This window comes from Corynebacterium sp. HMSC034A01, from assembly GCF_001838175.1.
Taxonomy (GTDB): Bacteria; Actinomycetota; Actinomycetes; order Mycobacteriales; family Mycobacteriaceae; genus Corynebacterium.
Map to the genome: position 1 here is coordinate 17280 of NZ_KV835942.1, position 16618 is coordinate 33897.

Here is a 16618-nt window from a genome sequence, read left to right on the forward strand (position 1 = left end):
TCGGCCCCCCGGCCCAGTCGGGCCAGATCCAGCTATCAGGACCCAGCTAATCGCTATTTTTTGGCGAATAGCTGGGTCTTACTAGCTGGATCCGCGGATTGGGGGGGCGGCGGGGGCTGGGGCGCTGGGGTGCGCCCCGCGCTAGCCGTAGACCTTCTTGCCAGCGACCCAGGTCTGCCAGGTGATCGGCATGCCCGGGCGGTACGCCAGGTTGATGGCGTTCTCGGCGTCGAGGATGTGCAGGTCAGCGGCGGCGCCCGGCACCAGGGTGCCCTTCGCCGGGCGGCCTTGGGGGTCCTTGCCGTCGCCGACGTTGTGACGTCGCAAGGCCTTGGCGCCGCCGGTGGTAGCGGCCTCGATGGCCTCGTCGAGGGTGAGGTGCTGCTGCAGCACCGCGGTGGTGACGCAGAAGTTCATCGAGGACGTAAACGAGGTGCCCGGGTTCAGGTTGGAGGCGATGGCGACGGTGGCGCCGGCGTCGATGAGCTTGCGGCCCGGTGCGAGCTCCTCGCGGGTGGACAGGTCGCAGGCGGGCAGCAGGGTGGCGACCGTGTCGGAGCCGGCGAGCAGCTTGATGTCCTCGTCGGACAGGTAGTTCACGTGGTCGACGCTGGCCGCGCCCATCTCCACGGCGAGCTTCACGCCCGGGCCTTCGCCGAGCTGGTTACCGTGCACGCGAACGCCCAGGCCAGCCGCCTTGCCGGCCTCGAGCACTCGGCGGGACTGCTCCTCGTTGAACGCGCCGCGCTCGCAGAACACGTCGATCCACTGCACGTGGTCCTTCACCGCGTCGAGCATCGGGCCGACGACCTCGTCGAGGTACTCGTCGGCGTCCGCCCCCGGCGGCACGAGGTGGGCGCCGAGGAAGGTGACCTCGTCGACGTGGCGGGCGGCCACGCGCGCGGCCTCCGCCTCGGATTCGACGTTCAGGCCGTAGCCGGTCTTGGTCTCAAACGTGGTGGACCCGCCCGCATGACCAGCTGCGACGCGCTCCGCTACCAGCTTGTCCAGGCGATCCTCGCCGGCGGAGCGGGTAGCCTCCATGGTCACGGCGATGCCGCCGGCGGCGTAGGATTCGCCCGCCATGCGCGCTTCGAATTCCTCGGCGCGGTTGCCGTCGAAGACCATGTGCGAGTGGGAGTCCACCCAGCCGGGGAGCACGGCTCGCTTCTCGACGTCTACAGTTTCCGCCGCCTTCGCCGCCTCATCCGGCGCCTCGTTGGCGGGGCCGACCCAGGTGACCACGCCGTCGTCGATAAGCATTGCGGCGTCTTTGATGGTGCCGAGCTCGGAGACGGTGCGCAGCTCGGAAATACCGGTGATGAAGGTGCTCATGAGTGCCTTTCTTCGGGGTTTTGCAGGGCCCAGGGTAGTGAAAAGCGCTGACGCGCCCGCGAGGGGAAACGTCAGCGCTTGGGGTGTGGATTAGTCGCGCGCCTTGAACTCCATCGGGATGCGCACGCCGCGCTCCTTAGCCACCTCGTCGGCGCGGGTGTAGCCGGCGTCGACGTGGCGGATAACGCCCATGCCCGGGTCGTTGGTGAGCACGGCCTTGAGCTTCGCCTCGGCGAGCTCGGTGCCGTCAGCCACCGTGACCTGGCCGGTGTGGATGGAGCGGCCCATGCCCACGCCGCCGCCGTGGTGGATGGACACCCAGGTCGCGCCGCCGGACACGGCGGTCATGGCGTTGAGCAGCGGCCAGTCCGCGACGGCGTCGGTGCCGTCGAGCATGGACTCGGTCTCGCGGTACGGCGACGCCACGGAGCCGGAGTCCAGGTGGTCGCGGCCAATGACGATCGGGGCCTTGACCTTGCCCTCCTTGACCAGGTTGTTGAAGATCACGCCGGCCTTGGCGCGCTCGCCGTAGCCCAGCCAGCAGATGCGAGCCGGCAAGCCCTCGAACTCGACGTACTCCTCAGCGGCATCCAGCCAGCGGTGCAGGTGCTCGTTGTCTGGGAAGGCCTCCTTGATGGCCTGGTCGGTGACCTTGATGTCCTCCGGGTCGCCGGAAAGTGCAACCCAGCGGAAGGGGCCGAGGCCCTCGCAGAACAGCGGGCGGATGTAGGCCGGGACAAAGCCCGGGAACTCGAAGGCGCGGGTGTAGCCGGCCTTGCGGGCCTCGTCGCGGATGGAGTTGCCGTAGTCGAAGACCTCGGCGCCCTCGTCCTGGAACTCCACCATCGCCTGGACCTGCGCGGCCATGGCCTCGCGGGCCTTCTTGGTGAAGGTGGTCGGATCCGCGTCGGCCTCGTTGTGCCAGTCCGCGAACGGGATCTCGGTGGGCAGGTAGGACAGCGGGTCGTGCGCGGAGGTCTGGTCGGTGACGATGTCCACGGTGAACTCGCCGGCGCGGTGGCGGCGCAGCATCTCCGGGAACACCTCAGCGGCGTTGCCCACCAGGCCCACGGACAGGGCGCGCTTCTCGTTCTTCGCCTCGGTGACCAGCTTGATTGCTTCCTCGAGGTCGGTGGTGACCTCGTCGAGGTAGCGCTTGCCCTGGCGGCGCTTCAGGCGGCCCTCGTCAACATCCACGATCAGGCAGGCGCCGCCGTTGAGGGTGACGGACAGCGGCTGCGCGCCGCCCATGCCGCCGCAGCCGCCGGTCAGGGTCAGGGTGCCGGCCAGGGTGCCGTCGAAACGCTTCTTTGCCACAGCCGCGAAGGTTTCGTAGGTGCCCTGCAGGATGCCCTGGGTGGCGATGTAGATCCAGGAGCCGGCCGTCATCTGGCCGTACATCATCAGGCCCTCGTCCTCGAGCTTGCGGAAATGCTCCCAGTCAGCCCAGTCGCCCACCAGGTTGGAGTTTGCGATGAGCACGCGCGGCGCCCACTCGTTGGTCTTCCACACACCGACCGGCTTGCCGGACTGCACCAGCAGGGTCTCGTCGGACTCGAGGTCCTTCAGCGTATCGACGATCGCGTCGAAGGCTTCCCAGCTGCGAGCAGCGCGACCGGTGCCGCCGTAGACGACCAGGTCGTCCGGGCGCTCCGCAACCTCCGGGTCGAGGTTGTTCTGCAGCATGCGCAGCGGCGCCTCGGTCTGCCACGACTTCGCCGAGATCTCAGTGCCGCGCGGGGAGCGGACCTCGCGTGCGCCTTCGGACCAGTTCTTCGCCATGGGAATTCCTTTCTGTTGTTGCCCAATCGAGGTATCGGATAGACAGTAACGCCCGTCACATGGTCGGGGTGGGGTGGTTCGGGGTTATTTGTCTCGGATATGAGACTTTTGTGTGGCGCGGGTGCTATTTGCACGCAAACCCCGAGCAAGGGGACCAGAGGATGCCCTGTTTTGGGGCAAACTCTGGATCCCTTGCTCGGGGTATGTGGCGGGGGGTGGGGTGGCGCTAGAAGATCAGGTACGCGATCGGCACCGTCAGGATGATGGACAGCACCACGCGCTGGAACCAGATGATCACCATGTGGCTGATCTTCAGCGGGATGTCCGTGGCCAGCACGGCAGGGATCATCGAGGAGAAGAAGAACACCTGGCTGATGGAGACCACGCCGACGGTAAACCGCAGCACGTCGGACTCGTTGCCCGCCACCAGCGTCGCCGGCAGGAACAGCTCGGACAGGCCGATGGCGAACGCCTCAGAGGCCAGCCACGGGTCCGGCAGCTGGAATAGCAGCGCGAGCGGGTAGAACACCGCGCCGAGGATCTTGAAGGCCGGAGTGTAGAACGCCATCGCGAGGCCGATGATGCCCACGGCCATGATGCCGGGGATGACCTGGATGGTCATGATCACGCCGTCTTTGAAGTTGCGCCACAGCGTCTTCGGCAGCGAGTCAGCCTGGGCCAGAAACGTCATCGCTTCCTTCCACGCGGCGGCGAACACGTTGCCCTCCACGCGCTCCTCGGGCTGCGGGGTCGCACCCGGGTAGTACTCGTCCGGGATGGTGGACAGCGGTGGGATGCGCACCACGACGATGGTGACCAGGAAGCAGACGATCAAGGTCACTGCGAAGTACACGCCCCAGATGTGCATCAGGTCCAGGGTGCGGGCCACGACCACCATGAACGTCGCCGAGGCGGTGGAGAACCCGGCGGCGATGATAGACGCCTCGCGGGCAGTGTAGCCGCCGGTGCGGTACACGCGGTTGGTGATCAGAAGGCCGAGCGAGTACGAGCCCAAAAACGACGCCACCGCGTCCACCGCGGACTTGCCCGGCGTGTGGTAGACGGGCCGCATGAAGCGCTGCACCATCACGCCGATGAACTCCATGAGGCCGAAGCCGACTAGCAGGCCGAGGAAGATCGCGCCCACCGGGATGAGCAGGCCGACGGGAATGACCAGCTTGTTCAGGATGAAGGGGCCGAGGCGTTCGTCGAAAAGAAATTCCGGCCCGAACCCGAACACCAGCATCGCGCACAGCAGCACGGCCAGCGCGGAGAGGAACGCGAACACCGCGCGTGCCCGGTCTTCGCGCCACTTGCCGGTGGCGAACTGGTAGACGGCGCCGGCGGTGATCATCACCAGCGTGATGTACGGCAGCGCGGCGCTGAGCCCTTCTTGCAGCCAGCCCACGATGTGGTCCAGCAAAATCGTGTTCTTCTCGCCCACAGTGAAGGGGACGAAGAACGCGAACGAGCCGATGACGCTGTAGAGGAAGAAGCGCCACTTCTGCTTCGGGTCGGTGCTGTCTACCTCATGCGGCTCGGGCATTGAGGGCACAGGGGCAATGCCTTCGCCCTTGATCCAACGGGTGCTCCCGCCGCGGCGGCGGGTGTTGAGGGGGTCCTCCATGGTGCTGCTCCTTCGCGGAACTTTGCGCGGGTCTTAGCGCGGGTCTTCGCTCAGCCAAGACTCGATGCGGTCGTTGTGTTGCCCCAGCTCCGGCGCCGGCGTTGGCCCTTCCATGCCGGCCAGCTTGAGCGGGGAAGCGAGGGTGCGGAACCCATCCGTTTCTTCAGCAATCACGCCGCGCTCTTCGGCGAACGGGCTGCGCAGCGCCTCGTCCAAGTCGTAGACGCGGGCGGTGGGCACGCCGTGCTCTTCAAACAGCGCGATCGTCTCGGCCCGGGTTTTCGTGCTCAAGGCCTCCTCGACCAGCTCGCGCAGCGCGACGCGGTTCTCGGAGCGGGCCACCGGCTCGGCGAAGCGTTGGTCGGTGGCCATCTCCGGGATGCCCAGCGCGTTGGCCAGGCGCTCGAACAGCCGGTTCGTGGTGATTGCGATGACCACGTCGCCGTCCTTGGTCGCATACGTGGAAAACGGCGCTGACAGGCCGTGATCGTTGCCGATGCGGGTGGGCGGGGTGTCGTCGTAAAGCGCGCGCATGCCCACGGACTCCATGACGGAGATGAGCGAGTCGTACATGGCAAGGTCCAAATGCTGGCCCTTGCCGGTGGATTCGCGCTGGTAGAGCGCGGAGACGGTGCCGATCGCGGCGTACAGGCCCGGGATGAGGTCGCCGAGCGAGATGCCCACGCGCGTCGGCTTGGAGTTCTGCCAGCCGGTGATGGACATCAGGCCGCTCATCGCCTGCGCGACCAGGTCGTACGCGGGCTCCTTGGCCAAAGATCCTGTCTGGCCGAAGCCGGAAATGCTCGTGACGACGAGCCGAGGGTTGACCTCCAACAGCTCCTCCGGGCCCAAACCGAGCTTCTCCAACACGCCCGGGCGGAAGTTCTCCACCACAACGTCGGCGCGGCGCACCAGGTCGCGCAGGACCTCCTTGTCGTCGTCGTTTTTGAAATCCAGCGTGATGCCCATCTTCGAGCGGTTGAACAGGCGGTAGTAGGCGGACGTGCCGTCCACGAACGGTCCGAACTGGCGCGAATCATCGCCCCAGGGCGACTCCACCTTGATCACCTCGGCGCCCAGATCCGCCAGGATCATGGAGCAGAACGGGCCTGCGAGCACGCGGGAAAGGTCCAAGACGCGGATGCCGGAAAGTGGTGCATTCATGGTGTTTCCTCCTGCGTGTTTTAGACGAACGCCGACTCGCCTGTGATGGAACGGCCGACGATGAGCTGGTTGATGTCGTACGTGCCCTCGTAGGAGTAGATCGCCTCCGCGTCGTTGAAGATCTTCGCCATGCGGTAATCCGAAATCAGGCCGTTGCCGCCCAGGATCTCGCGGCCGAGCGCCACCGTCTCACGCATGAGTTTCGAGGTGAACGCCTTGGCCAGCGCGGACTGCTCGTTGTTGGCGGAGCCGCGGTCCTCCATGCGCGCCAGCTGCGCCATCATTGACTCGGAGGCGACCAGGTTGCCCTGCATCGTGGCCAGCTTGTTCTGGTTGAGCTGGAACGAGGAGATCTTCTTGCCAAACTGGATGCGCTCGTCCGCGTAGCCGAGCGCGACGTCGAGGGCACCCATCTGCGTGCCGACGGCCTGCCAGCCCACCGTGGATCGGGCGCTCTTGAACACCTTGTTGATGTCCTTGAACGAGTTCGCGCCCTCGAGCTTGTCGCTGTCTGGGACGAAAACGTTGTCCAGGGTGATGTCGGCGTTTTGCACCGCGCGGATGGCGATGCGGTTTTCCATCAGCGTGGCGGTGTAGCCCTCCGCCGTGGTGTCCACGATGAAGCCCTTGACCTGATCGTCCTCCGGGTCGCGGGCGTAGACGGCAACGTAGTCGGAGAAGGTGGCGTTGCCGATCCAGCGCTTTGCGCCGTTGAGGATCCAGCCGCCGTCGACCTTGGTGGCGGTGGTTCGCATGCCCTGCGCGACGTCGGAACCGGCCTCCGGCTCGGTGATTGCCAGCACGCCAGTCTTGCGCACCGCGTACAAGTCCGGCAGCCAGCGTTCCTTCTGCTCCTCGGAGCCAAGCAGCTCGATGCTGCCGGTGAACAGGCCGTCCTGGCCGGAGAAGAACGTGCCCACGGAGCCGTCCGCGCGGTGGATCTCTGCCGCGACCAGGCCGGCCAGCAGACGGGAGCGGCCCTGGCCGCGCACGAGGCTGATGATGTTCAGCTCGCCTATCGACGGCAGCAGCTCGTGCGGGAACTCCGAGCGGTTCCAGTAGTCCGCGGCGATGGGCAACACCTTCTCGTTAGCCCAATCGCGGACGTTGTAGAGGATGTCCTTTTCCTCCGCGGGCAGCTCGGACTCAAAATCGTAGAAATCGCCGTTCGGGTACCGTCCAGCCATGATGAGACTCCAATCACAATCGACGCGAAACTATGGTGTGCGCGACAGTGTATGGAGGTTTTAGGAGGTCACATCTGGCTTCCCGCGCGAGTTGTCTTGTATCCGAGACTCGCACATGGGGGCGTGAGGCGTAGCGGAAGAAACAAACCCTGGGATCTTAAGCCTGGGAATGGCCAAAATCGGCGCGATCCCAGGCTTTGGTTCCCAGGGTGTGCATGAGTTCCCAGGGTGTGCATGGGGATGGGGCGGGGTTCCTGACAAATCATGGCAGCCGTTTGTGGCGACCTGGGGTTTCCGGGCCGTCTGACAGATTCCGCCGCGAAGTGTCGGGAAAGGGGCTTCCGAACCTGGGCCCTACCGCAGCTCGCCTACCACGGCCTCGACGGCCTCGACGTAGTCGCCGCCCTTGACTAGCTGCACGGAGTGCTCGATTTCGGGGGAGAGGTAGCGGTCGGTGCCGGGGCCGTCGACAAGCTTGCGCAGCGTGGACACGGCCGCGCCGGTGCCTGCGGAGGGCTCGCCGTCGCGCATGTCCAGGGCGCGGGCGGCGGTGAGGACCTCCACGGCGAGCACGCGCTGCAGGCCGTCGATGCTGCGGCGCAGCTTGCGGCCGGCGGACCATCCCAAAGAGACGTGGTCTTCTTGCATCGCCGAGGACGGGATCGAGTCGGCGGAGGCCGGCACGGCGTTGCGCTTGAGCTCGCCGACGATGCCGGCCTGCGCGTACTGCGCGATCATGTGGCCGGAGTCCACACCGGGGTCGCCGGCGAGGAAGGCGTTGAGGCCGCGGTTGCGGGCAGGGTCGAGGAAGCGGTCGGTGCGCCGCTCGCTAATGGACGCCAAGTCCGCCACCACAATCGCCAAAAAGTCCAGCACGTAAGCCACAGGCGCGCCGTGGAAGTTGCCGTTGGAGGCCACGCGGCCGTCTTTGGCCACCACGGGGTTGTCGTTGGCGGCGGCGAGCTCGCGGTTCGCCACGGTGGTGACGTGGGTCAGCGTGTCGCGGAAACCGCCTGCGACCTGCGGGGTGCAGCGGACGGAGTAGGCGTCCTGGACCTCGTTGGCCTTGAAGCCGTCCAGGGCTGCGTCGAGGATCGGCGAGCCGGCGGCGACGGTGCGGATGTTGTAGGCGGAATCCGCCTGGCCAGGGTGGGGGCGCAGCTCCTGCAAGTCCTCGTCGAAGACGGACAGGGTGCCTGTCAGGCCCTCGACGCTCATGGCGGTGGCGATGTCGGAGACCTTGGCGGCCTCGCGCAGATCCGCGATGGCCAGGCACAGCATGCCGAGCATGCCGTCGGTGCCGTTGATCAGCGCCAGGCCCTCCTTTTCGCGCAGCACCAGCGGCTCGATGCCGGCAGCCGAAAGCGCCTCAGCCGCCGGCACGATTTCGCCGCCGCGCACGCGGACTTCGCCCTCGCCGAGTAGCGCCAGCGCGCAGTGCGCCAGCGGTGCCAGGTCGCCGGAGCAGCCGAGTGAGCCGTACTCGCGCACCACCGGGGTGATGCCGGCGTTGAGCGCGGCGGCGTAGGTTTCTGCCACCACGGGGCGCACGCCGGTGCGGCCGGTGCACAGCGTGGACAGGCGCAGCAGCATCAGCGCGCGGATGACCTCTTCTTCCACCTCAGCGCCGGTACCCGCAGCGTGGGAGCGGACCAACGAGACCTGCAGCTGGGCGCGCATGTCCTCCGGGATGTGTTTGGTGGCCAGCGCGCCGAAACCGGTGGAGACGCCGTAGACCGGGGTGGGATCCGCGGCGAGCTCTTCGACGCGCTCGCGAGTCGCGGCGATCTCTTCAAGGGCCGCCGGGTCGATGGCGACCTCGGCTCCGTGGCGGGCGACGGCCACAACGTCCTCGATGGACAGGGCCCCAATTCCAACTGAAACTGTGTGTGTCATGGACGTGATAGTAGTCCAAACAAGTGTGTCCGATCACACGTTTCCGAAGAACTGTGCCCGCAGCCCCTCTGCGGCGGTGCGCAGCGCGCTGACCAGCTGTTGCGTGTCCGCGCTGCCCACGGCGAAGGTCACCGCGAGCGCTGCCGCTGGGCGCGAAAGGTGGTCCAGCACCGCCACCGCCACGGACTCCTGGCCGCGCGAGATGGCTTCGTGCTCGGTGGCGAACCCTTGGCGTCGATAAGCAGAAAGCTCCTCTTTGACCTCGCTGTAGCGGCGGCGCTCGCCCGAGGAGTTGTACGCGGCGCGCAGCTCCGCCTCAGGCAGCTGCGCAAGCATGATGCGCCCCGAGGCGGTCTTCAACGACGGCAAACGCACGCCCACTTCCGTGACCAGCGACACTGCACCGGGGGCGCGCACCTCGTGCAGGTACACAATCTCCGGACCAGCGAGGCGCGTTAAGTGCGCCGAACCGCCCGCGAGCTGCGCGATCCGCGCCAACGGCTTCGTGGCCAGCCGCACCAGTGGCTGCTGCGTGGTGTACGCCTGTGCCATGCGGTACGACGCCAGCCCTAACCCGTACGTGCCGGGCTTGCGCAGGTGCACCACAAACCCGGAATCCTCCAGCTCCCGCAGTAGGTGGTAGGTGGTGGAACGCGGCAGGTCCAGTTCGCGCTGGATGCGGGTGGCGGAAATCGGCGCGTCCGTGGTGGACAGCAGCGCCAGGATGCGCAACACGTTGTGCGCGGCGGGAACCTGCGGCTTAGTCATCGCACTTAGTATGCCCACGGCGCTACCCTCGGAGGGCATGAACACTGTAACTGCATCGCTTTTCACCCCCGCTTCCAACTGGACCGGCCGCAACGACGGCCCCGGCCCTGAGCACGCCCGTTGGCACAGCGTCATCGACACGGCCGCCGAGCCCACCGAGGGCTCCGTGCACCTGATCGGCTACGCCTCCGACGAAGGCGTCGAGCGCAACGGCGGCCGCCAGGGCGCGGCGAAAGGCCCGGAGGCGTTGCGCGCGGCCCTCGGCTCGCTCGCGGTTCACGAGAGCACATCGCTTCTCGACGCCGGCACCGTGACCACCCAAGACACCGACCTCGAAGGCTCCCAACGCGAGCTGTCCGACCGGGTGCGCGACCTCGTGGCGGCGCAGGGCGCAGACGGGATGACTGTCGTGCTCGGCGGCGGCCACGAAACCTCCTTTGCCACCCACCGCGGCGCCTACGAAGCGATCGGGCCGATGCAGGTGATCAACTTCGACGCCCACTTCGACCTGCGCACCGAAACCCGCCCCACCTCCGGCACCCCGTTCAAGCAGATCGCCGGCCTGGTGGGCGAGGACTTCGACTACAGCGTCTTCGGCATCTCCAAGCCCAACAACACCAGGGTGCTCTTCGACACCGCCGACGAACTTGGCGTGACAACCGTACTGGACACCGAACTGGCGGCAATGACCGTGCGCGAAGCCGCCGAGCGAGCCGTCGCCGCTGTGGCCGGCGACAGGCCGATCCACCTCTCCATCGACCTGGACGTGCTGCCGGCGGCGGTCGCGCCGGGCGTGTCCGCCCCGGCCGGGTTCGGCGTGGAGTACGCGATGCTGCGCGCGATGGTCGCCGCAGTGGCTGCGACGGGGCGCGTCGCGCTTCTGGACGTCGTAGAGCTCAACCCCGACTTCGACGTGGACTACCGCACCGCCAAGGCCGCCGCGCGGCTGATTGACGATGCGGTTGTCGGGGCGAAGCTGCGTCGATAAGCAGCTGCTCTTTAGAAAATCAGGTGCGCCACCGGCACAGTGATCAGCACGGTGAGCACCACGCGGATGAACCAGATCTGCACCATCTTCCAGATGCTCAGCGGGATGTCGGTGGCCAGCACCGCCGGCACCATCGCCGAGAAGAAGAAAATCTGGCTCACGCACACCACAGCCATGGTGAACTTCAGCACCATGTCGTCCGAACCTGCGGACAGCGTGGCCGGCAGGAACATCTCCGCCAGGCCCGACGCCAGCGCACCCGAGGTCGCCCACGGATCCGGTAGGCGCAGCAGCCACACCACCGGGAAGAACGCCGCGCCGAGAATCTTGAACACTGGCGTGTAGGTGGCCAGCACCAGGCCGATCGTGCCCACGGCCATGATGCCCGGGGTGACCTGCACGGCCATGATCAAACCGTCGCGGAAGTTCGCCCACAGCACCTTGCCCAGAGACTCGGCGCGGTTGAGCTCCAACTTCGCCTCGCGCCACGCCGCCTTGAAACGGTTGCCCTCGACCTCTTTTTCCGGGTGCGGGGTGGCGCCCGGGTAATAGTCCTCGGGAATGCGGGTGATGGGTGGGATGCGCACCACGATCGCGGTGACAATAAAGGTGATGATGAACGTGATGAAGAAGTACGCGGTCCAGTGCTCCATCATGTCCAGCGTCTTGGCCACGATGACCATGAACGTGGCGGACACGGTGGAAAATCCCGACGCCACAATCGACGCCTCACGGCCGTTGTAGCTGCCGTTTTTGTACATGCGGTCCGTGATCAGCAGGCCCAGCGAGTAGGAGCCCAAAAACGACGCCACCGCATCCACCGCAGACTTGCCCGGGGTGCGGAACGCCGGCCGCATGATCGGCTGCACCATCACGCCGATGAACTCCATCAGGCCGAAGCCGACCAACAGGCCGAGGAAGATCGCGCCGACCGGGATGAGCAGGCCCACCGAGATGACCAGCTTGTCCAGGATGAACGGGCCGATATCCGGGTTGAACAGCCACGCCGGGCCGAAGCCGAAGGTGAGCATCGCGCACAAAACGATCGCCAGCACCGACAGCGCCGCGAAGGCCATGCGCGGGTAATCCTCTTTCCAGCGCCCGGAGACGAACTGGTAGACCGTGCCCGCGATGATGGCGAATAACGCCAGGTAGCGGGTGCCTTCCCCGAGCGTGGTGGTGATCCAGCTGACGATGTGGTCCAACAGAATCGTGGACTTGGAATCGCCGATGGTAAACGGCACGAAGAACGCGAAGATGCCGATGGCGCTGTAGAGGAAAAAGCGCCACACCGCCTTCGGCTTCGGGTCAGTCTCTGGTGCGGTGCTTCGCTGACCGGGCTGCTCCGTGCCGGTAATGCTTTCGGTGTTGTCGGTGGGGTCCTCGATGCCTTCGAAGCGGGGGTTGTTCAGCTCCGGGATGAGCGCCTCTGCACCCGCAGGCAAGTTCTTCACCGGCCATGCGGGGGAAAACCTGCGCCGGGAGTGCACCGGCTTCGCAGTCTCGTTCATTGTGTCCTTCCATCTGTTGCGTTCAGCACCGCAAAACCCTGCGGATATCACGCAGAACGGAATGTTTTCGGTGTCGGCGCATAATTTTTACATAGAAAGTGACGCAAAGCACAACCGGATGGCCTATGTTTTTTAGATACCTGCAAGGTTTCCCGAAAAATCCCCAGCACATACCCCTTTAGGAGGGTCCCGTGGAAGGTTTTATCGACACCCTCAACGGTGTGATTTGGTCCAACGCTCTCGTCTATTTGTGCCTCGGCGCAGGCGCGTACTTCACGCTCGCCACCCTGTTCCTGCAGATCCGCTGCCTGCCCGACATGATCCGTCAGCTCAAGTCCGGAGAAAGCTCCGAGCAGGGCATTTCCTCGTTCCAATCCCTGATGATCTCGCTCGCCGGCCGCGTCGGCGTGGGCAACATCGCCGGCGTGGCCACCGCCATCGCATTCGGCGGCCCGGGCGCGGTGTTCTGGATGTGGCTGGTGGCTCTGCTCGGCTCCGCCACCTCGTTCATCGAGTGCTGCCTCGCCCAGATCTACAAAGAGACGGACCGCGACACCGGCGAGTACCGCGGCGGACCCGCCTACTACATCGAGAAGGCGTACAAGCACACCTCCGCAGCCCCGTTCATGCTGGTCTACGCCATCATCTTCGCGGTGTGCATGCTGCTGGCCACGTCCTACTTCCTGCCGGGGATCCAGGCCAACGGCGTGGCTGCGGCCGTCGATAATGCGTGGGGCGTCAACATCTGGGTCTCCGCGACAATTATGACCGTGCTCCTCGCCTTCATCATCATCGGCGGCGTGAAGCGCATCGCGAACTTTGCCTCCATGGTCGTGCCGTTCATGGCCGGCATCTACATCATCATCGCCATCGTGGTGCTGTTCGCGAACGCTTCCCAGATCCCCGAAGTCTTCGGCACCATCGTCCGCTCCGCCTTTGACAAGGAAGCCGCGTTCTCCGGCATGCTCGGCGCCGCCATCATGTGGGGCGTCAAGCGCGGTATCTACTCCAACGAGGCCGGTCAGGGCACCGGCCCGCAGTCCGCGGCGGCCGCCGAGGTCTCCCACCCGGCGAAGCAGGGCTTCGTCCAGGCGTTCGCCGTCTACATCGACACCCTGTTCGTCTGCTCCGCCACCGCCTTCATCATCATTTCCACCGACATGTACAAGGTCTTCGAGGGCCAGTCCGAAGACGGCGCGGTGGTCTACGACGGCTCCCTGCCCGACGGCATCCCTGTCGGCCCCGGCTACGTGCAGGAAGGCCTGAACTCCTTCTCCGCCGGCCTGGGCCCGTCGTTTATCGCCCTAGCGATCATGTTCTTCGCCTTCACCACCGTGCTGGCGTACTACTACATGGCAGAGACCAACTTCACCTACCTGAACCGCTGGGTGAAGAGCGAAAGCGCACGTAAGGCCATTATTTGGGTGCTGCGTGCCCTGATCCTCGTGGCCGTCTTCATCGGCGCAACCACCACCCCGGGCACCGCCTGGGCGCTCGGCGACATCGGCGTCGGCGCGACCGCGTGGCTCAACATCGTGGCGATTCTCTTCCTGCAGGTCCCGGCGCTGAAGTGCCTGTGGGACTACCGCCGCCAGAAGAAGGCTGGCATCGACCCGCACTTCGACCCCGAGGCGCTGGGCATTAAGAACGCCGACTTCTGGGTCGAGCGCAAGAACCGCATGATCGAGGCTGGCACTTGGCCGGGCGTTGAGGGCAAGGTTGTCACGACGACCCGCAACAACTAGCCGTAATCAAACCGGCTACCTAGGCGGGTGTGGTCTGTTTTCCGGGGCGGGGTGATCACTATGGTGATCTCCGGAATGGTGGGGAGTGCTTATGAGGTTCCTTCCGCATCAACCCGGTCGGGGTCGAGATGATGGGCAAAACTGATCAGGATAAGACGGTGTAGCCGGCCTCTTCGATGGCCCGGCGAACCATCTCCGGAGGTACGGCACCGGTGACCGTGACGGTGGAAACACCACCAGCAGCGAGATCAATCTGGACGTCGTCGACCTGGGGGAGGGCCTGAAGGGCCTGGGTCACGCTTTTCACGCAGTGCCCGCAGGTCAGGCCGGTGACCTGGTAGCTAGGGGAGGATCCTCCTGCTGACGAGTCGCTGGCGGCAGGGGTGGAGGCGGTGTCGGCATGTGAGGCGGGTCCGCAACAGCTGCAGCCGTGGGAGGCCATCGGCAAGAGGTGGGGCGGGGAGGTGGTCATGGGAAAGCTCCTATGGGTCGTTGGGATGCGGTAACGCTCGTTAGCATATACCCCCCGGGGGTACATTTTTAAGGGGTGGAGGGCACGGCCCTCACGCGGGGCAGGGTGTGGTCACCGAGCGGCATCCTCGCTGTCGGGAGGGGATAGCGGGAGGCGGAGGGCAAACACCGCTCCGCGACCGGGTCCGGGGGAGGTGGCGGTGAGAGTGCCGCCGTGGGCCTCGACCAATGCCTTGGAGATGGTCAGACCGATACCGGCCCCGCCGTTGTCCCGGCTGCGGGCGGCATCCCCCCGGTAGAAGCGTTCGAAGATGTGTCCAAGTTGGCTAGGTGGGATGCCCTCGCCGTCATCGGCGACGTGGATGAGCGCGGTGGACGCCCCCTGTCGGTGGACGCTGATCCGGACCTGCCCGCCGGCCGGGGTGTGCCGTAGCGCGTTCGACAGGAGATTGCTCATCACCTGGCCGAAGAGTTGCCGGTCCACGAGCACCTGGGCGGTGTCCGTAATGGTCTCGACCTGTAAATCGACGCCTTTGTCAGCATAAGCTTCCCCCGCGGCAGCAGCGGCGGTATGGAGCAGATCCCCGAGACCTTCCTCCGCCAGGTCCAAATCGATCCGGTGTTCCTGGGCCCGGGAGACATCGTCGATGTCTTCCATCAACCGGGTCAGGCGGGTGAGTTGGTCAGTCATGATCGTGTGGGTGGCATTATTCCAGTCCACGGCCCCGTCCTGGAGACCATCGAGGTAGACCGTGAGCACCGATAAGGGGGTGCCCATTTCGTGGGCCAGATCAGAGAGCATCTGGCGGCGGACCTGTTCGGTGTGTTCCAGCCGGTCGGCCATGGTGTTGAAGGCATGCGCCAGGGTGGTGACTTCGGGGCCTGCTTCTCCGGCGGGCACGCGGACACGGTAGTTGCCGGCCGTCAGGCTGGTAGCGGCGCGGGTGAGATCCTGCAGGGGGGTGCGCAGGCGACGCGATAACCACAGGCTGGCCAGCAGGGCGCTGATCAAGGCGGTGGGCAGGGCGACGGCCAGGGTGATCAGGTTGGCGTCCCGGTAGGCCTGCTCGGCATGGAACAGCTCCAGCGAGGGGTTCTCCCGGCCGCTCATCAACATATGATCATGGAACAGGGTCGGGCCCACCATCGTGGCCACGGTCGCGGCCACCAGCAGGCTAATCACCACGACCAACACCTGGGCGGCCAGGAAGCGGAAGGTCAGGCCGGGTCCGTGATTCATGGCTGTCCCACCCGGTAGCCCACGCCACGCACGGTGTCGATAAACCCCCGGCCCCGGGTGTCGGTGCCGAGCTTGCGACGCAAGTTGCCGATGTGGACATCGACGATGCGTTCATCACCGACCCAGGTGGTGTCCCAGACCTCGGTGACCAGGTCGTGGCGGGTCAGCACCTGGCCGGGGCGCAGGGCCAGGGCAACCAGCAGCTCGAACTCCGTGCGGGTGAGCTCCACGGTCGTCTCTCCCACCCGCACCTGATGGGCGACGGGGTCAAGGATGAGGTCACCAACGATCAAGGGGGCGGTCACCTGCGGTGGGGTGGTGCTGGTGCGCGGGCGGCGCAGCACCGCATGCACCCGGGTCACCAGTTCCCGGATGCTAAGAGGTTTGGTGATGTAGTCATCCGCCCCCAGGGTCAAACCGCTGATCTTGTCGTCCTCGCTGCCACGCGCGGTGAGCATGAGGATGTAGCAGTCCGAGAAGGTGCGGATCCGTCGGCATACCTCCAGGCCGTCGAGTTCGGGCAGCCCCAGGTCCAGCACCACAACATCGGGGGAAAAGCGACGGGCCTCGTCCACGGCCTGGGTGCCGGTGTGTGCCTGGCGGGTATCGAAGCCGGCCCGGATGAGGTAGGAGGCCACCATCTGAGCCAGGGGTTGTTCATCATCGACGACCAGCACCCGCCCCGGGGGCGTGGCGGTGGTCGGTGTGTGGTCAGCCATAGACCCCAGTATCGCTCCGGGCAGGGGGAATACCACCTTCGCTCAGTGCCCGGCGGGAAATCTTCATCAAATCTTCAAACATCACCCTTCGAGCGCCGTCACCCCTGTGTCCCACCCCGGGCCGGCGGCATCGCCTCCCCTGGAAGGTTCAGCAGGCGCCACCAGGGATTTCACTGCCTGCACGG

Annotated in this window: 13 protein-coding genes; 2 read left to right on the forward strand and 11 right to left on the reverse strand. The window is 65.9% G+C overall.

Annotated elements, in window-relative coordinates; all coding sequences use genetic code 11:
• Nucleotides 1–141: 141 nt before the first annotated feature.
• The 7 genes from hutI to HMPREF2791_RS03255 all read right to left on the reverse strand — a co-directional run bounded on the left by hutI (nt 142) and on the right by HMPREF2791_RS03255 (nt 9759).
• Entirely contained in the window at nt 142–1335 is a 1194-nt protein-coding gene (gene hutI, locus HMPREF2791_RS03225; protein WP_070844371.1) for an imidazolonepropionase, read from the reverse strand.
• Between the two features lie 90 nt (nt 1336–1425).
• Nucleotides 1426–3117 (reverse strand): urocanate hydratase, encoded by a 1692-nt coding sequence (gene hutU / locus HMPREF2791_RS03230; RefSeq protein WP_083327874.1) that lies wholly within the window; start codon nt 3115–3117, stop codon nt 1426–1428.
• 226 nt (nt 3118–3343) lie between these two features.
• Nucleotides 3344–4744: a YjiH family protein gene (locus HMPREF2791_RS03235; protein WP_246825406.1), complete on the reverse strand. Its 1401-nt coding sequence runs from the start codon at nt 4742–4744 to the stop codon at nt 3344–3346.
• 33 nt (nt 4745–4777) lie between these two features.
• A complete protein-coding gene (locus HMPREF2791_RS03240; protein ID WP_070844372.1) occupies nt 4778–5908 on the reverse strand; it encodes a CaiB/BaiF CoA transferase family protein in 1131 nt (376 codons plus the stop codon).
• Nucleotides 5909–5928: 20 nt separating this feature from the next.
• Nucleotides 5929–7095 (reverse strand): acyl-CoA dehydrogenase family protein, encoded by a 1167-nt coding sequence (locus HMPREF2791_RS03245; protein WP_070844373.1) that lies wholly within the window; start codon nt 7093–7095, stop codon nt 5929–5931.
• 354 nt (nt 7096–7449) lie between these two features.
• On the reverse strand, nt 7450–8991 hold the full coding sequence (gene hutH, locus HMPREF2791_RS03250; protein ID WP_070844374.1) for a histidine ammonia-lyase: 1542 nt from the start codon (nt 8989–8991) through the stop codon (nt 7450–7452).
• 33 nt (nt 8992–9024) lie between these two features.
• Entirely contained in the window at nt 9025–9759 is a 735-nt protein-coding gene (locus HMPREF2791_RS03255; protein ID WP_070844375.1) for an IclR family transcriptional regulator, read from the reverse strand.
• Between the two features lie 37 nt (nt 9760–9796).
• On the opposite strand from HMPREF2791_RS03255, the gene hutG reads away from it, so the two are divergent.
• Nucleotides 9797–10747 (forward strand): formimidoylglutamase, encoded by a 951-nt coding sequence (hutG, locus tag HMPREF2791_RS03260; protein WP_070844376.1) that lies wholly within the window; start codon nt 9797–9799, stop codon nt 10745–10747.
• Nucleotides 10748–10758: 11 nt separating this feature from the next.
• On the opposite strand, the gene HMPREF2791_RS03265 is transcribed toward hutG, so the two are convergent.
• Nucleotides 10759–12258 carry a YjiH family protein gene (locus HMPREF2791_RS03265; RefSeq protein ID WP_083327875.1) on the reverse strand — a complete coding sequence of 500 codons (1500 nt, stop codon included), beginning with the start codon at nt 12256–12258 and terminating at the stop codon, nt 10759–10761.
• Nucleotides 12259–12449: 191 nt separating this feature from the next.
• Here HMPREF2791_RS03265 and HMPREF2791_RS03270 point away from each other — a divergent pair, with 191 nt between their 5' ends.
• The gene (locus HMPREF2791_RS03270) at nt 12450–14003 is read left to right on the forward strand and encodes an alanine/glycine:cation symporter family protein (RefSeq protein ID WP_070844377.1); all 1554 of its coding nucleotides are present in this window, start codon (nt 12450–12452) and stop codon (nt 14001–14003) included.
• Between the two features lie 145 nt (nt 14004–14148).
• Here HMPREF2791_RS03270 and HMPREF2791_RS03275 read toward each other — a convergent pair whose 3' ends face one another.
• From HMPREF2791_RS03275 to HMPREF2791_RS03285, 3 genes are all read right to left on the reverse strand, one after another.
• Nucleotides 14149–14475, reverse strand: coding sequence for a heavy-metal-associated domain-containing protein (locus HMPREF2791_RS03275; protein ID WP_063936943.1), 327 nt, complete (start codon nt 14473–14475; stop codon nt 14149–14151).
• 111 nt (nt 14476–14586) lie between these two features.
• Nucleotides 14587–15714 (reverse strand): sensor histidine kinase, encoded by a 1128-nt coding sequence (locus HMPREF2791_RS03280; protein ID WP_070844378.1) that lies wholly within the window; start codon nt 15712–15714, stop codon nt 14587–14589.
• Nucleotides 15711–16433: a response regulator transcription factor gene (locus tag HMPREF2791_RS03285; protein ID WP_070844379.1), complete on the reverse strand. Its 723-nt coding sequence runs from the start codon at nt 16431–16433 to the stop codon at nt 15711–15713. Before HMPREF2791_RS03285 ends, HMPREF2791_RS03280 begins: the two co-directional genes overlap by 4 nt.
• Nucleotides 16434–16618: the final 185 nt, after the last annotated feature.

What these genes read in the sequence shown, in the direction of transcription:
- hutI (WP_070844371.1), bottom strand. Translation starts at nt 1,335, where the DNA reads ATGAGCACCTTCATCACCGGTATTTCCGAGCTGCGCACCGTCTCCGAG.
- hutU (WP_083327874.1), bottom strand. Translation starts at nt 3,117, where the DNA reads ATGGCGAAGAACTGGTCCGAAGGCGCACGCGAGGTCCGCTCCCCGCGC.
- HMPREF2791_RS03235 (WP_246825406.1), bottom strand. Translation starts at nt 4,744, where the DNA reads ATGGAGGACCCCCTCAACACCCGCCGCCGCGGCGGGAGCACCCGTTGG.
- HMPREF2791_RS03240 (WP_070844372.1), bottom strand. Translation starts at nt 5,908, where the DNA reads ATGAATGCACCACTTTCCGGCATCCGCGTCTTGGACCTTTCCCGCGTG.
- HMPREF2791_RS03245 (WP_070844373.1), bottom strand. Translation starts at nt 7,095, where the DNA reads ATGGCTGGACGGTACCCGAACGGCGATTTCTACGATTTTGAGTCCGAG.
- hutH (WP_070844374.1), bottom strand. Translation starts at nt 8,991, where the DNA reads ATGACACACACAGTTTCAGTTGGAATTGGGGCCCTGTCCATCGAGGAC.
- HMPREF2791_RS03255 (WP_070844375.1), bottom strand. Translation starts at nt 9,759, where the DNA reads ATGACTAAGCCGCAGGTTCCCGCCGCGCACAACGTGTTGCGCATCCTG.
- hutG (WP_070844376.1), top strand. Translation starts at nt 9,797, where the DNA reads ATGAACACTGTAACTGCATCGCTTTTCACCCCCGCTTCCAACTGGACC.
- HMPREF2791_RS03265 (WP_083327875.1), bottom strand. Translation starts at nt 12,258, where the DNA reads ATGAACGAGACTGCGAAGCCGGTGCACTCCCGGCGCAGGTTTTCCCCC.
- HMPREF2791_RS03275 (WP_063936943.1), bottom strand. Translation starts at nt 14,475, where the DNA reads ATGACCACCTCCCCGCCCCACCTCTTGCCGATGGCCTCCCACGGCTGC.
- HMPREF2791_RS03280 (WP_070844378.1), bottom strand. Translation starts at nt 15,714, where the DNA reads ATGAATCACGGACCCGGCCTGACCTTCCGCTTCCTGGCCGCCCAGGTG.
- HMPREF2791_RS03285 (WP_070844379.1), bottom strand. Translation starts at nt 16,433, where the DNA reads ATGGCTGACCACACACCGACCACCGCCACGCCCCCGGGGCGGGTGCTG.